Genomic DNA, 14,541 nt, shown 5'->3' with positions numbered 1-14,541 from the left:
TCGGTCAGGCGAGCGAGGCGAGGGTCTCGGTCACGATCTCCTGCACGACGGGCTCCGCGGCGGCGCGGTCCTCAGGGACGAGGCCGATGCGGGTGCGGCGGTCAAGCACATCTCCGGCGTCCATCGCCCCCTCGGCGCGCACGGCGAAGGCGACCTCGGCACGGGTCACGTCGATGTCGGGAGCGACACGTTCGGCGCCGCGTGCGCCTCCGGCCGCGAGCACTTCTGCGGCCTCGCCGCCGTATCGGGCGCGCAGGCTCGCGGGGGCATCCGTCGCCGTCGCCCCGGCGGCGCCCACGAGCCCGATGCGCGGCGTGATGCATCCGGAATCCGCGAGACCGGCATGGCGACAGGCGAGATCGACGGCGTCCTGCGCCATACGCCTGTAGGTGGTGAGCTTTCCGCCGAGCACGTCCACGACTCCGGCGTCGGAGACGGCCACGTGATGCTTGCGCGAGATGTCGGCGGTCGAGTCTTCGCCGTTGTCGACGAGCGGGCGCAGCCCCGCGAAGGCACCGCGCACGTCGGAACGGGTGAGCGGATGCTCCAGCACGCTCGAGAGCGTGGTGAGGAGGAAGTCGACCTCGTCGTCCTCCGGCCGGGGCACATCGGGGATCGCGCCCGGGGCGTCCACATCGGTGAGGCCGACGATCACCCGCCCGAGCTGCACGGGCAGCGCGAACACGAAGCGGCTGATCGAACCGGGATGCGGCACGGTGAGCGCAACGCGGGGAAAGCCGAGGGTCTCGGCATCGAGCACGATGTGAGTGCCGCGGCTCGGCCGGAGCCGGATGCCGGAGTCGACCTCACCCGCCCACACGCCCGCGGCGTTGACCACCGCACGGGCACGGATGCGCTGAGAGGTGCCGGACAGGACATCCTCGAGCAGGGCGCCGTCGCCGGAGACCTCGCGCGCCCTCACCCGCGTGAGCACACGAGCGCCGTAGGACGCGGCGGTGCGGGCGATGGCGGTCACGAGCCGCGCGTCGTCGACGAGCTGGCCGTCGACGCTGGCCATGCCGCCGCGCAAGCCCTCGCGGCGCAGCGCGGGAAACGACGCCGCCGCCTCGGCATAGGTCATGCGGTGCGGGGCGGACAGTACGGATGCAGGGGTGCGCGCGGTGCGCCGCAGCAGGTCGCCCAGCAGCATCCCGGTGCTCGCCAGCACGCTCTGGCGCACGCCGATGCCCGGTGCGTACGGCAGCAGCTGCGGCAGCGGACGCGTGAGATGCGGTGCGATCGCGGTCATCAGCAGGTGCCGCTCGTCGGCGCTCTCCTTGGCCACGGCGATGTCGCCGGACGCCAGATAGCGAAGGCCGCCGTGCACGAGCTTCGAACTCCACCGGCTCGTGCCGAACGCGAGGTCGTGCGCCTCCACGAGCACCACCGACAGCCCGCGGGAGGCGGCGTCGAGGGCGACGCCGGCCCCGGTCACGCCGCCGCCGATGACAAGGAGGTCGATGTCGGTGCCTGCCGCGACCGCATCCAGCTCGCGTGAGCGTCGCGCGGCGTTCAGGTGGGGCGACGTCGACGGCTCGGCGACGGGGCGGCGTGCGCGGCTCACGGCGCGAGGTATCCGTTGAGCGCGTGGCTGAGTTCGTTGCGCTCCCGCTCGCCGTCGAGGAACGCGGCGACCGCGCGGTGCGACAGCAGTGCCGACTGGGCGATGAGAAGCACCATGACGGCCAGGTCGTCGGGCGCTCCCTGGCGCACCGTTCCATGGTCCTGCGCCGTGCGGATCGCGACCGCGAGCCAGTGCAGGATGATCCGCTGACTGGATCCGAGCCGCTCCATGCTGTACTGAGTGAACGCCTCGGGCTCGCGCTGCAGCAGCCGGGCGAAGACGGTATCCGCGCGGAACAGCTCGGAGAATCGCAGCACGTCGGCGACGATCTCGGCACGCGTGGCGGCGATCGGATCCAGCCGGGCGATCACGCCGACGGTCCTGCGCAGCAGCGCGGCCCGCACGATCTCGTCGGCGCTCCCCCAGCGGCGGTAGATGGTGGGGCGACTGACCCCCGCTTCCCGCGAGAGCGCGGCGATGGTGAGGGCCGCCGTTCCCTGCGCCGCGATGATGCCGCTGGCGGTGTCGAGCAACGCCGCCTCGGGGGCTTCCCACGTGGGCAGCCGGATCTCCTGATCCGCGACGGTCGATGATTGACACATTTGCATGATGTGTCACACTGTAACGCATGACCTCCGAATCCACACCCGCCGCGACAACGCGCTGGAACGGATGGGGCGATCCCGCCCTCGCGAGCGACCTGCCCTTCGCCGTGCGCGCGTTGCTGCCCACCGTCGTCGGACGCGTGCGCAAACCGGCTCCGGCCGCGGCGCTCGCAGACGTCGTCGTCCCGCCGTCACGGCTCGACGACGAGGATCTCGCCACGCTCCGCGCGCTGTCCGACGACGCCGTGCACACCGACGACGAGACGCGCCTACGGCACGCCGGCGGACGATCGACGCCCGACCTGCTGCGGCGCCGCGAGACTGCGCAAACGGCTCCGGATGCCGTGGTGTCGCCCGCCGACCACGCCCAGGTGCAGGCGCTGCTCGCGCACTGCGCCGCCGCGTCGCTCGCCGTCGTGCCGTTCGGCGGCGGCACGAGCGTCGTGGGTGCCCTCGACCCCGAGCGCGGCGCCCATCGAGCCGTGGTCGCGCTCGACGTGCGCCGGCTGAGCGGGCTGCTCGCCTTCGACGAGGTCAACGGCGAGGCGCGGTTCCTCGCCGGCACCACGGGGCCCGAGGCCGAGCGCCTGCTCGCCGAGCGGGGCTTCGAGCTGGGCCACTACCCGCAGAGCTTCCTCTACGCCACCCTGGGAGGCTTCGCCTCGGCGCGCTCGTCGGGGCAGAACTCCGCCGGATACGGCCGCTTCGACACGATGATCACATCGTTGCGCGCGGCGACCCCCACCGGCGAGGTCGTGCTCGGCGGAGCTCCGGGCACGGCGGCGGGGCCGGACCTCCTGCGCGTGTTCGTCGGCGCGGAGGGCACGCTCGGCGTGATCACCGAGCTCGGCCTGCGCGTGCATCGCACCCCGGCGGAGCGCCGCTACGAGGGGTGGACCTTCCCCGATTTCGCCACCGGTATCGAGGCGCTCCGCCAGGTGGCGCAGCAGGGCACCGGCCCGACCGTCATCCGCCTGTCGGATGAGACGGAGACGGGGATCGGGCTGGCCCAGCACGGCAGGATCGGCAAGGCGCTCTCCAAGGGCTGCAGCGCCGTGACCGTGTTCGAGGGCCCTGCGGGCATCACCAAGGAGCGCCACGACCGCACGGCGGCCGTGCTCTCCGCGGCGGGCGGGCGCTCGACGGGCGCCGCACCGGCCGAGGACTGGGCGAAGGGCCGCTTCGGCGCGCCGTACCTGCGCGATGCGCTGCTCGATCACGGCGCGTTCTGCGAGACGCTGGAAACCGCCACGACCTGGTCGCACATCCCGACGCTGAAGGAGGCGGTGACGGATGCGCTGAGCGCCGGCTTCGCCGCCGAAGACGGCAAGTGCCTGGTCATGTGCCACGTCTCGCACATCTATCCCACGGGCGCCGCGCTGTACTTCACGATCGTCGGCAATCTGCCGGCCGACGTGCTCGAGCGCTGGCAGCGCATCAAGGCGCGGGTCAACGACACCCTGCTCGCCCACGAGGGCACCCTCAGCCACCACCACGGCATCGGCCGGGATCACGCCCCGTGGCTGGCCCGCGAGATCGGTGAGGGAGGGATGCGCATCCTCCGGGCTGTGAAGGACGAACTCGATCCCACCGGAATCATGAACCCGGGGGCGCTGCTGCCCGTCGCCTCCGGGTCGGCAGCGACGACCGGGACGGAGTGACGTGCCCGACGTCGTCATGATCACCAACCCGGCCGCCGGGCGCGGGCGGGGAGCCGCCGCCGCGGATGCGGCCGAAGCGCGGCTGCGCGAGCTGGGCGTCGAACCGCGGCGCCTGACCGGCGAGTCGGCGGACGACACGCGGCGGCTCATGGCCGAGGCGATCGCATCCGGCCCGGATCTCATCGCGCTCGTCGGCGGCGACGGCACCCTGGCTGCCGTGGTCGACGAGGCCGCGGCGGCGCGTATCCCCCTCGCGCTCATCCCGGCAGGCACCGGCAACGACCTCGCCCGCGCGCTCGGCATCCCGTACGGCTCGCCCGAAGCCGCCGCGGACGCCGCCGCCCTCATCGTGCACGGCGCAACGGCCTCGCTCGACGTGGGCGAGGCCATCTGTCCCGAAGGATCGCGCCGGTTCCTCACGATCGCGGCACTCGGCTTCGATGCCAAGGTCAGCGAGCGCACGAACAGCCTGCGCTGGCCCCGCGGTAAGGCGAGGTACTACCTCGCGCTGGTGATCGAGCTGCTGCGCCTGCGTCCCACGGCCTTCACGATCGCCTTCGACGGCGAGGCGCCCGAACCCGCGGCGGGCACGCTCGTCGCCGTCGGCAACACCCGCAGCTATGGCGGCGGGATGCCGGTGTGCCCCGACGCCGACCCGCAGGACGGGATGCTCGACGTCGTGCGCGTCGCCCCGCTCGGCCGGCTGCGGCTGCTGCGGCTCTTCCCGCGCCTGCTCAATGGCACGCACCTGGCTCTGCCCGAGGCGAGCTCGCGCCCCGTGCGCGAGGTGACCGTGTCGGCGCCCGATCTGCTCGTCTACGCCGACGGGGAGCGCGTGGGCAGCGGCACCGTGCGCATCCGCATCCTGCCCGGCGCGTTGCGCATCGTGCTCCCCGCGGGGAGGCGCGCATGAGCGATGCGTTCGACCACGACGTCGTGATCGTCGGATCCGGGTTCGGCGGCTCGGTGGCCGCGCTGCGCCTTGCCGAGAAGGGCTACCGGGTGCACGTGTTCGAGGCGGGGCGCCGCTTCGAGGACGACGACTTCGCGAAGACCTCGTGGAACCTGCGCCGCTATCTGTGGGCGCCGGCGCTGGGCTGCTTCGGCATCCAGCGCATCCACAAGCTGCCGCACGTGCTCGTGCTCGCGGGCGCCGGCGTCGGCGGCGGATCGCTGAACTATGCGAACACGCTGTACCGGCCCGGAGACGAGTTCTTCACCGACGCGCACTGGCCCGAGGGCCACGACTGGCGCGGCGAGCTGGACGAGCACTACGACGAGGCGACGCGCATGCTCGGCGTCGTGCAGCACTACCCGCACACGGGCCCCGTGGAACGCATCATGAAGGGCGCCGCAGAAGACCTCGGCGTCGGCGACACGTTCCGCCATGCCCCGGTCGGCGTGTTCCTCGGCATTCCGGGCGTGCGCACCGCCGATCCGTTCTTCGGCGGCGAGGGCCCCGAGCGCACCGGATGCACGCTGTGCGGCAACTGCATGGTCGGCTGCCGCGTGGGAGCCAAGAACACGCTGATGAAGAACTATCTCGCCCTCGCCGAGCGGCGCGGGGTGACCATCGAGCCGCTGCGCACCGTCGTCGACGTGCGCCCACTGCCCGGTGGCGGATACGCCGTGACGACGAAGCGCAGCGGATCGTGGATCCGCACGACCCGCACCGTCACGGCCGAGCAGGTGATCTTCTCGGCGGGCACGTGGGGCACGCAGAACCTCCTGCACCGGCTGCGCGCCGGTTCCCTCCCCCGCCTCTCCCCTGCACTGGGCACGCTCACGCGCACGAACTCCGAAGCCCTCGACGGGGCGACCACGGTGCGCGTGCCGCGCGATGCCGGGCTCGCCGAGGGCGTCGCCATCACCACGTCGTTCCACGTCGACGAACGCACGCACGTCGAGAACGTGCGCTACGGCCCCGGCTCCAACGCCATGAGCGTGCTCGCCACCGAACTGGTGAACGGCGACCGCCCGTGGCCCGCGCGGATCGGGTCGCTGCTGGGCCGCACGCTCCGCGCCCCGCTGCGCGCGCTGCGCCTGGCGACGCCGCGGCGATGGAGCGAGCGGAGCATCATCGCCCTGGTCATGCAGACCGTCGACAACTCACTGACCCTCTCGCTCACGCGCCGTTTCGGCATCAGGATGCTCACCAGCGCACAGGGCGAAGGCGAGCCGAACCCCACCTACCTCCCCGGAGCACATCGCGCTTCCAGGGCCATCGCTGCTCGGATGACGCAGGAGACGGGAGTGCGGGCCGACGCGCGCGGATCATGGCCCGAGGTGTTCGGCATCCCCATGACCGCGCACTTCCTCGGCGGGGCGATCGTCTCCGACGACCCGCAGCACGGCGTCGTCGATGCGTACCACCGCGTGTGGAACTACCCGGGCCTGCACGTCGTCGACGGCTCGGCGGTACCCGCGAATCCGGGCGTGAACCCCTCTCTCACGATCACCGCGATGGCCGAGCGCGCCCTCTCGCACTGGCCTGTGCGCGGCGAGGAGGACGCCAGGCCCGCGCAGGGATAGTTCCCGGGAACAGCACTCGCGGGCGATGCCGTCAGCGCCGCAGCGCCGCGAGCTCGTCATCGACCTGCGTGCCCACGCGCACGAGAAGCGCAGGCTGCCCGAGCGGCGCCGGCACCGTGACCGTGGTCGAGGATCCGGCCTCGCCGAACGTCTCCCCCGTCCAGACCAGTCGCCACTCGCCCGCGGGCAGCACGACGTCGACCGCGTCCTTGCCGGCCGAGACGACGGGCGCGAGCAGCACATCCGGCCCCAGTCGCAACTCGCCGTCGGCATCCGCCAGCAGCGGATCGTCGGGCTCGAGCATCGACGGATGCTGCGCGCTCGCCCCCAGTGGATCCTCGGCTACCAGCCGCTCACGCTCCGGACCGAGCGCGACGAAAGCCCTCAGCAGCGGGGCGAGCCGCGCGGCGAGCTCCGGGTCCTCCGCAGGCTGGGCGGATGCGTCGGGACGATTGCCCTCGTGCGTGCGGAACACGGGCTGGAGCAGTGACGCCTCGGCCCAGCGCAGCAGCAGCTCGTCGTCGCGTGCCACGTCGCCGATGATCGGCACCGCGATGCTCGTGTAGCCGCCGATATCGCCGTGCACCTGGGCCATGCCCGTGGCCGCCAGCGATTGCGTCATCGTGATGGTGGAGGCCAGACCGTCTTCGCGCGACCAGTCCTGCGTCTGATCGCCCATCCACAGCGCATCGGCCGTTCCCGCCGAGGCCGTTCCCCCGCTGCGGTGCCAGACCAAGCCGTCGTCCTGCAACCCTGCGATCTCCAGGGCACGGCGGTTGACCTCCTGCCACAGCACGGGCCAGCGCACGCGCCACTCGATGCCCGAGCCTCCGAACAGCTGCGCCTCGGGAGGCGGACCTTCGGCGAAATCCGCCATCCATCCCGTCGCACCGACCCCGGCAACCTCATCGGCGATCACCTGCGCAAACCACTCGCGCGCATCCGGGTTGGACAGATCCACACTCGCCGCCGTGAAGCCGTGCTGGTCTGCATCGAGCACGTCCCCATGCTCGTCCAGAGCGAGGTATCCGAGCTCGGCGGCCTCGGCGTACAGGTCGCGGTCGCCACGGGCCGCCGAGGCGGCTCCGCTGTCCTCCGAGAGGAAGGCGTTGACGTAGGTGAGCACGCGGATGCCGTCGTCGGCCAGGTCGGAGACGAGCCCCTCCCAGCCGGGGTACTGCTCGCGATCGAGCACCCAGTTCCACTGCAGGCGGTCACCGAACGAGGTCGTGCGTCGCCCCACCCAGTCCTGCAGCCATACCGCCGTGACCGGGATGTCCGCCTGCTGCAGGGTCGCCAGACGCTCGCGCACCTCATCGGTGCCGCCCTGCAACCCGGCGATCAATCCGTCGGAGACCCACGCCGGCGGCGCATCGGCGGCACCGACCCCCTCCGACTGGATCTCCAGCGCTGCCAGCGGTGTGTCGGCTGCAGCGACGGAGAACGAGGCCTCCGCGGACCACACCTCCCAGATCATCCGATCATCGGGACGGAGATCGACGACCGCGATGCCGGTGCCCGTGTACGCCATGCTCCTGCCGTGATCCGTGACGTTCACGCCGCTGACGAGGTAGGTCGTGTCCTGGCCTCCCGCGGCGCTCGCGGCGAGGTCGACGAGGAATGACAGCGGTTGCTCGCCGCGTCCGATGCCCTGCTCGCGCGGGATGAGCGGGATGCGCTGACCGCGCAGATCCCACGCCGCCGTCTGCGCGCCGAAGCCGTGCACGCCCTCGTCGGCATCGAGCGCAGCGCTGAGAAAGATGCGGTTCGCGGCATCATCGACCGAGACGTCGACATCCAGTCGCCCGACATCGCCCTCGCGCAGGCGCATCTCCCAGCCGAGATCGTCGCCCAGCGTGCCGGCGAGCACGAGCACGTCGCGATCGAGCCGGGCCGCTGAGACCGTCTGATCCGCCCACGCATACGCCGGTGCGTCGTGCACGCGGAGGAGGCCGAGGTCGTCGATGAAGGCCGCGTCTCCCTCGGCAGCGCTGAGGAAGGCGTCGCCGCTCGCCGTCTCCCAGACCGGAACCGCCGCCTCAGGGTGCGTGACCGTCAACGCCGCACCCAGCGTCACCGAGAAGTCACCGACGCGCCACTGGCCCCGTGCCTGCGCGTCGACCGATAGGTCGCCACGCGGCGGATCGGTCAGCGACGTGGAGGCCGCAGGCAGCTTGACGGCGATGAAGACGCCGCCGACGAGAAGGCCGACCGCCAACAGCGCGAGGGCGGAGAACGCGAACCGACGTCCGAGACGTCGGCGCGAAGCAGATGCCGGAGCGGACCTGGTCACAGAGACATCAGAGCAGTGGAACGGATCAGCTGATCGTGAGATTCCAGGTGAGGGTGGGCAGGCTCCCGACCTGCACGGTGATCACAGCGGTCCCGGTTCCCGTGGTGTATCCCGGGAACGCTACTGCCCCTCCCGTGAAGCTCGTGGCCGTACCGATCGAACCGCCATCGATCTCGACCGGACCCGAGACGACCGTGAAGGTCACGTCGACCCCCTCCACACCGATGTCGTTCGCGTCGTACAGGAAGATGTAGGGGAACGCCCCGTCGATGACGTCGTTGCTTTCGAACTCCACCCGTGCGACATCACCGGCGCTCGCGGCGCGAGCCGGGACCGCGACGGCGGCGGCAATGACGGGCACGCTCCATACGCCGGCGCGCATGACGGCACGGCGGCTGACGCCCCCGCCCTCACCCGGAGTGGTCTGCGCAGTGTCAGTCATGCCTCGTTCCCTTCGTAGTCGACGGGGATGTCGACGCTGATGTTCTGCGCGGTATCGGTCAAACGCACGGTGAGCGTCCCGTCGGCGATGGTCGGCAGCACCCAGGCGAAGCTGCGCTGGATGCTCGCACCCACCGCGACATCGGCGATGTACCGCGTGCCGTACGGCGTCGTGATGCGCACCGAGACGGGCGTGTCACTGGTGTTCGTCACGTCGACGAGCAGCGTTGCGCGACCGCTGGTGACGGTGATCTCCGTGGTGATGTCGGCCGTCAACGCATCCGCAGCAACCTCGACGACCGTGGACGCGGGGAGCGTGACGAGCAAGTCCGGCACGCCGCGCACCTGAGCAGTCACGACGACCTCGCCCGCTTCGCCGCCCGCGATGAGAACGGGGGCGGCGGCCTGGCCTGCGCTGTTCGTCGTCGCCGTGGCTTCGGTGGTGCCATCCGCGAAGGCGGCCGGACCGGATACGACGAACTCAACGGTCTGCCCGTAGGCGGCGTTGCCGTCGCCATCCGTGGCGAGCACAATCGGGCGCTTCAACGTCTGTCCCGTGGAAACCTGCTCTCCGCCGCCGCTGAGCACAGAGAGCTCCGTGGCCACGGCCTGGCCGAAGGCCAGATCGATGCCGGTGAGCGTCGTCGTGCTCGAGATCGTCACGACCGTGGCCGATTCGCGCGAGTCGCCGCCGTGCCACGCGTCCGGCAGTCCCGGAGCGGACGTGCGGAACACGTAGTCCCCGAAGGGCAGTCGCGTGATCGTGAAGGAACCGTCGACCTGCGGAATCCACCCGGTGGCGACAACATCGCCGGTCTCCGCGTCGAGCGCGTCCACGGTCAACTGACGCACCTGCCCGCCGTCCGAGCGCGACACGGTGCCCTCGACGCTGCCGCCAGGCACCATGGTGAAGTCGATGCCGTCGAGATCGGTGGGCTCGCCCTCGACGAACGTGATCACCTGCGCGCCGTCGCGCGAGTTGGCGGCGTCATACCAGACGGTCGCCAGGGCCGGGTCGCCCGTGCTGTCGAACAGTCGCAGCTTGTAGTCGCCCGGGGCGATGCCGTTGATCGAGAACGTTCCGTCCTCGGGCACGCAGTGGCCGCCGCTGTCCCCCGACTGCTGGTTCGGGTCGGGATATGCGTCGACCAGCGCGATCTGGATGCGGCAGTCGGCATAGTCACCCTCGGGCAGAGTCACCTGACCGCTGATCGAGCTGCCCTGCTCGAGCTGCGCATCGATGCCGGTGGCGGGCGTGCTCGAATCGACGACGACCATGGTGGCGTCATCGGGATCGCGTGCGTTGTCGTAGTACTCGCTCAGAAGCCCCGAGCCCCACGGCGCGTAGAAGTTCACCTGGTTCTCGCCGGGAGCAACCCCGACGATGGTGTACTCGCCGTTCTCATCCGTGGATGCGTAAGAGCCGATGGCCGCGCTCGCGGACCAGGCGTTCACCGATACGTCTGCGAGCGGCTCGCCATCCGGGCCGCGCACAGTGCCCTGGATCTCACCGCCGACGAGGAGCTCCGCATCGATCCCCGTGATCGGCGTGTCGGTGTCCGAGACGCTCACGGGGGTGGCCGTATAGAAGTCGCGCGCGTCGTCGTACCATTCGCTGAGGAACGGCGAACTGCTCTGCGGAGAGAAGTTGAGGCGGTATTCGCCGACCGGCAGCGCGGGAATCGTGTAAGTGCCGCCGATGCCGACCCAGTCGCCGGCGACGGTCTGGTAATCGCTGTCGTACGCCCAGACGTATACGGAGTTATCCGTGATGGGTCCCCCGTCGGAGCGGGTGAGGGTGCCCGACAGCGGCACACCGGCAGCGAGGACCTGGTCGATGCCGGTGACCGCGGCACCGTCGACCACGAAGAAAGTCGCGTCCTCGACCCACTCCGCACCGCCGTAGTACGCGCCGCGCACCCAATCATTTCCGCTGAATCTCACGGTGTACTCGCCCTCGGGCACGTTCGTGAACTCGAAAGTCCCGTCGACACGAACCTCGCCGAAGCTCACGGTGCTGCCGCTGCGCGTCTCCAGCGTGGTGAAGATCGCGTGGTCGCGGATGGCGGCGCCGTTGTCGAGCGTCACTGTGCCCGAGATCGGGTAGGCAGGGGTCAGGGTCGCATCGTAGCCCGTCAGAGTCGTGGCCTCGGTGAAGCTGATCGTCTCCGCGTTGTCGGGAGTGATCTGACCGTTGTACCACTGGTCGCCCCACATCACACCGCCGTCGCTCACACCGTGGAACTTCAGCGTGTAGTCACCGGGAGGGATGGCGTGGATGACGTAACTGCCGTCGGCTTCTACCGGGGTGCCCCCGGAGCCGGAGGTGCCGAGTTCAAAGAGCGACACAGCCGGCGTCGATGCGCCCCAAGGCTCGCCGTCGCCGCGCACGACAGTACCGTGCAGCTCGCTGCCCAGGGCCATGGTGAGGTCGAGATCGTTGCGCTCGATCGGCGCGTCCGAGGGGATCGTCACGGTCGTGGCGGTGTCCCAGTCCGAACCGCCATAGTAGCCGCCGAGCAGGTTCGTGGAGTTGTCATCCGCGAGTGAGTAGACGCGGTAGTCTCCGGGGGCGACGCCGGTGAGCTCATAGGATCCGTCGGATGCCACGGGGATGTTGACATCGAGTCCTTCGCCGTCGATCGGCGATGCGTACACGACGACCGTACTGGTGGCAAAGGAGCCCCCGTCGGCCCGAGTGACGTGACCTCGGAGTGTGCTTCCTGGAGCGAGCTGCGCGTCGACGCCGCTGACCGTGGCGCCGGCCGTGACGCTGACGATGCTGGCCTCGGCGCTGTTCCAGACGTTGTCATAGAACTCGCCCATGTACGACGATGTCGAGGCGAACTCCACGGCGTGATCACCAGCCGCGAGCCCGGTGATCGTGTACGAACCGTCTGCCGAAACGTTGGCCGAGCCGCTCCAGCCGCCATTGGCCAGCGGTCGCGCGTGCACGGTCACGCTGTTGGACGGGCAATCGCCGCTGCCGCAGGTGACGGTGCCGGAGATGAACCCCGCCGAATCGAGATCGGCATCGGCGGTGCGCGAGCCGGTCGGGTCATCCGTGAAATCGAGCACGGTGGCCGACGTGATGCGATCGGCACCGTCGAAGTATTCGCGGACCAGCTGGCCTGTGCTCGACTCGAATCCGACCACGACCGCAGCAGCGGTGATGCCGGTGAACGAGTAGGAGCCGTCAGAGCTGCTGAGGGCGTCGATCGTCTCGCCCTCGGGCGTGGCGAGCGTGACGCGGAGCGCGTCAGCGCCCGTGATCGGCTGTCCGCCGTCCTTCGTCACGGTGCCGGAGACGCTCGCACCCGCGGCCTCGTCGGAGGGGGTCACCTTCGCGCGGGGCGCCTGTATCGAGCGCGGAGCCGGCGAGGAGGGGTCACTGCGGTCGGGCTCCGGGGCGACGGTCGGCTCCGGGCTCGGCGAGGGTTCGGGGTCAGCGGTCGGAACCGGAGCGGGCGTCTCGGTCGGCGCCGTGCTTGGCACCGGTGCAGGAGTGGCCTCGGGGTGTGCCGTCGCATTCGGGTCGACGCGAGGTTCGGGCGTCGCCGTCAGGCCCTCCGCCGCAACGGATGTCGATGGTACCGCGGCGTTCGCGGCCCCCGGCAATGCGATCATCAACAGCGCTGCAACGAACGCGGCCGCGAACTTCGACCTCATGGATCCCCCTGGGTTGGCGCCGGTCGGCCTCCCTCAGCCTCGGCCCGGCACCCAGACGAGTATAACCAGATGCTCAGGTTATCCTCAGAATCGAGGGGCCTCGCAGATGCGACCCGGACGGGGCCGGAGCAAAAAGAAAGAGCCTCCGGTCTGGTCCGGAGGCTCTCTATGTCGTCGTGACCCCAGCGGTGTCTGGTTTCAGGACATCGTTGACAGATGATCGCGCGGATCGTGCTCGTGATCGTTGACACCTGAGTCGGGTCATCGTCGACGCTCTGCCGGTGATGATCGTTGACCGGTGAGTCGGGTCATCGTTGACGGGTGAAACCAAAGAATCTCGTCATCGTCCGCGCCGTCACCGATCAAGGCCTGACCCATGCTGAAGCCGCTGCGCGCTTCGGGGTGACCCGCCAATGGGTACACACCCTCGTGCACCGTTACGAAGCCGAAGGCCCGGACGGACTCGCGCCACGCTCTCGGGCCCCGAAGAACCGGCCCGGCACCACCCCGCCCGCAATCCGCGACCGGATCGTCCAACTACGCAGCGACCTGACCCACTCCGGAGCCGACGCCGGGCCGGTCACGATCGCCTGGTACCTCGAGCAGGAAGGCCACCGATCACCATCCACGTCCACGATCCGCAGGATCCTGCACGACGCCGGCCTCATCGTCCCCGCACCCCACAAACGCCCCCGCAGCTCTTACATCCGATTCCAAGCCGATCTGCCCAACGAATGCTGGCAAGCCGACATCACACACTGGTTCCTCGCCAACGGCACCCGCGTCGAGATCCTCGACTTCCTCGACGACCACGCCCGCTACCTGCTCGACATCCGGCCCGCGGCGGCGTTCACAGGCCCGATGGTCGTCACCGCGATGACCGAGCTGATCGCCCGCTACGGGCCGCCGTATTCGACTCTCACCGACAACGGCCTCGTGTTCACCACCCGCCTGGCCCGCTTCAAAGGCGCCCGTGGCGGATTCGAGAAACTCCTCACCGCGCACCGCATCACTCAGAAAAACGGCCGCCCCGGTCACCCGCAAACCCAGGGGAAGATCGAACGCTTCCACCGGACACTCAAACGCTGGCTCACCGCACGCCCACTGCCCGACACGATCGAAGACCTCGCCGCCCGGCTCGCACAGTTCCAGACCTGGTACAACACCGCCCGCCCCCACAGAGCGCTCGCAGGCCGCACCCCCGAGCAGGCCTACACCGCGCTCCCGAAAGCCACCCCGACCACGACCACCGACACGACCGAATGGCGCTCCCGCACCGACACCGTCGACCAGCACGGGAAAGTCACCCTCCGCTACGCCGGCCAGATCCGCCACCTCGGCATCGGCCGCGCTCACTCAGGCACCCCGGTGCTCCTACTCACCCACAACCGCGACGTCACCGTCAGCAGCATGAACACCGGAGAAATCATCGCCGAGTTCACCATCGACCCCGACAAGAACTACCAGGCCAAGAACCCGTGACCCCCACCGTCAACGATGACCCGACTCACCAACCCCGCGTCACACGTCAACACCCCACACAACAAAAAAGCCCTGAGCCGCGACCAGTTCGTAAACTATGTCGCGACTCAGGACATCGTGACCCCAGCGGGATTCGAACCCGCGTTACCGCCGTGAGAGGGCGGCGTACTAGGCCGCTATACGATGGGGCCGTCTTACTCAGCGTTTCCGCCTCGCGACAACCGTTCAAGTATGCCATGACGGTTCGGAGCGCGCCAAATCGACGCGCCCCTCAGGGCTACCGGGAGTGTCGGG

General features: G+C 70.0%; 9 protein-coding genes and 1 tRNA gene. 4 read left to right on the top strand and 6 right to left on the bottom strand.

All coding sequences use genetic code 11. From position 1 onward, the window contains the following. Nucleotides 1–4 precede the first annotated feature (4 nt). Together BKA02_RS11395 and BKA02_RS11390 are read right to left on the bottom strand one after the other, a co-directional pair. Entirely contained in the window at nt 5–1,564 is a 1,560-nt protein-coding gene (locus BKA02_RS11395) for an FAD-dependent oxidoreductase (protein ID WP_179434135.1), read from the bottom strand. After that, on the bottom strand, nt 1,561–2,166 hold the full coding sequence (locus BKA02_RS11390) for a TetR/AcrR family transcriptional regulator (RefSeq protein ID WP_179434133.1): 606 nt from the start codon (nt 2,164–2,166) through the stop codon (nt 1,561–1,563). The genes BKA02_RS11395 and BKA02_RS11390 overlap by 4 nt, the downstream gene beginning before the upstream one ends. Nucleotides 2,167–2,192: 26 nt before the next feature. On the opposite strand from BKA02_RS11390, the gene BKA02_RS11385 reads away from it, so the two are divergent. From BKA02_RS11385 to BKA02_RS11375, 3 genes are read left to right on the top strand one after another with little or no spacing between them, the layout of a single operon-like run. Continuing rightward, a complete protein-coding gene (locus tag BKA02_RS11385; protein WP_179434131.1) occupies nt 2,193–3,830 on the top strand; it encodes an FAD-binding oxidoreductase in 1,638 nt (545 codons plus the stop codon). Nucleotide 3,831: 1 nt separating this feature from the next. Beyond that, on the top strand, nt 3,832–4,743 hold the full coding sequence (locus tag BKA02_RS11380; protein ID WP_343045398.1) for a YegS/Rv2252/BmrU family lipid kinase: 912 nt from the start codon (nt 3,832–3,834) through the stop codon (nt 4,741–4,743). After that, nucleotides 4,740–6,362: a GMC oxidoreductase gene (locus tag BKA02_RS11375; RefSeq protein WP_179434129.1), complete on the top strand. Its 1,623-nt coding sequence runs from the start codon at nt 4,740–4,742 to the stop codon at nt 6,360–6,362. The genes BKA02_RS11380 and BKA02_RS11375 overlap by 4 nt, the downstream gene beginning before the upstream one ends. 31 nt (nt 6,363–6,393) lie before the next feature. Here the strand turns inward: BKA02_RS11375 and BKA02_RS11370 are convergent, their stop codons facing one another. The 3 genes from BKA02_RS11370 to BKA02_RS11360 are packed head-to-tail and all read right to left on the bottom strand — an operon-like array spanning nt 6,394 to nt 12,765. Further along, the gene (locus tag BKA02_RS11370; RefSeq protein WP_179434127.1) at nt 6,394–8,655 is read right to left on the bottom strand and encodes an alpha-glucosidase; all 2,262 of its coding nucleotides are present in this window, start codon (nt 8,653–8,655) and stop codon (nt 6,394–6,396) included. Nucleotides 8,656–8,680: 25 nt separating this feature from the next. Then, the gene (locus BKA02_RS11365; protein ID WP_179434125.1) at nt 8,681–9,097 is read right to left on the bottom strand and encodes a hypothetical protein; all 417 of its coding nucleotides are present in this window, start codon (nt 9,095–9,097) and stop codon (nt 8,681–8,683) included. Further along, a complete protein-coding gene (locus BKA02_RS11360; protein WP_179434123.1) occupies nt 9,094–12,765 on the bottom strand; it encodes a carboxypeptidase-like regulatory domain-containing protein in 3,672 nt (1,223 codons plus the stop codon). Before BKA02_RS11360 ends, BKA02_RS11365 begins: the two co-directional genes overlap by 4 nt. 321 nt (nt 12,766–13,086) lie before the next feature. Here BKA02_RS11360 and BKA02_RS11355 point away from each other — a divergent pair, with 321 nt between their 5' ends. Beyond that, nucleotides 13,087–14,247, top strand: a complete 1,161-nt coding sequence (locus tag BKA02_RS11355) for an IS481 family transposase (RefSeq protein WP_370467900.1) — start codon at nt 13,087–13,089, stop codon at nt 14,245–14,247. A gap of 118 nt (nt 14,248–14,365) precedes the next feature. Here the strand turns inward: BKA02_RS11355 and BKA02_RS11350 are convergent. Beyond that, nucleotides 14,366–14,438: transfer RNA gene (locus BKA02_RS11350), tRNA-Glu, on the bottom strand. Nucleotides 14,439–14,541 lie beyond the last annotated feature (103 nt).

It is taken from the genome of Microbacterium pseudoresistens, assembly GCF_013409745.1.
Lineage (GTDB): Bacteria > Actinomycetota > Actinomycetes > Actinomycetales > Microbacteriaceae > Microbacterium > Microbacterium pseudoresistens.
This window is presented reverse-complemented; position numbering and strand designations above follow the sequence as displayed.

What these genes read in the sequence shown, in the direction of transcription:
- BKA02_RS11390 (WP_179434133.1), bottom strand. Translation starts at nt 2,166, where the DNA reads ATGTGTCAATCATCGACCGTCGCGGATCAGGAGATCCGGCTGCCCACG.
- BKA02_RS11385 (WP_179434131.1), top strand. Translation starts at nt 2,193, where the DNA reads ATGACCTCCGAATCCACACCCGCCGCGACAACGCGCTGGAACGGATGG.
- BKA02_RS11375 (WP_179434129.1), top strand. Translation starts at nt 4,740, where the DNA reads ATGAGCGATGCGTTCGACCACGACGTCGTGATCGTCGGATCCGGGTTC.
- BKA02_RS11365 (WP_179434125.1), bottom strand. Translation starts at nt 9,097, where the DNA reads ATGACTGACACTGCGCAGACCACTCCGGGTGAGGGCGGGGGCGTCAGC.
- BKA02_RS11360 (WP_179434123.1), bottom strand. Translation starts at nt 12,765, where the DNA reads ATGAGGTCGAAGTTCGCGGCCGCGTTCGTTGCAGCGCTGTTGATGATC.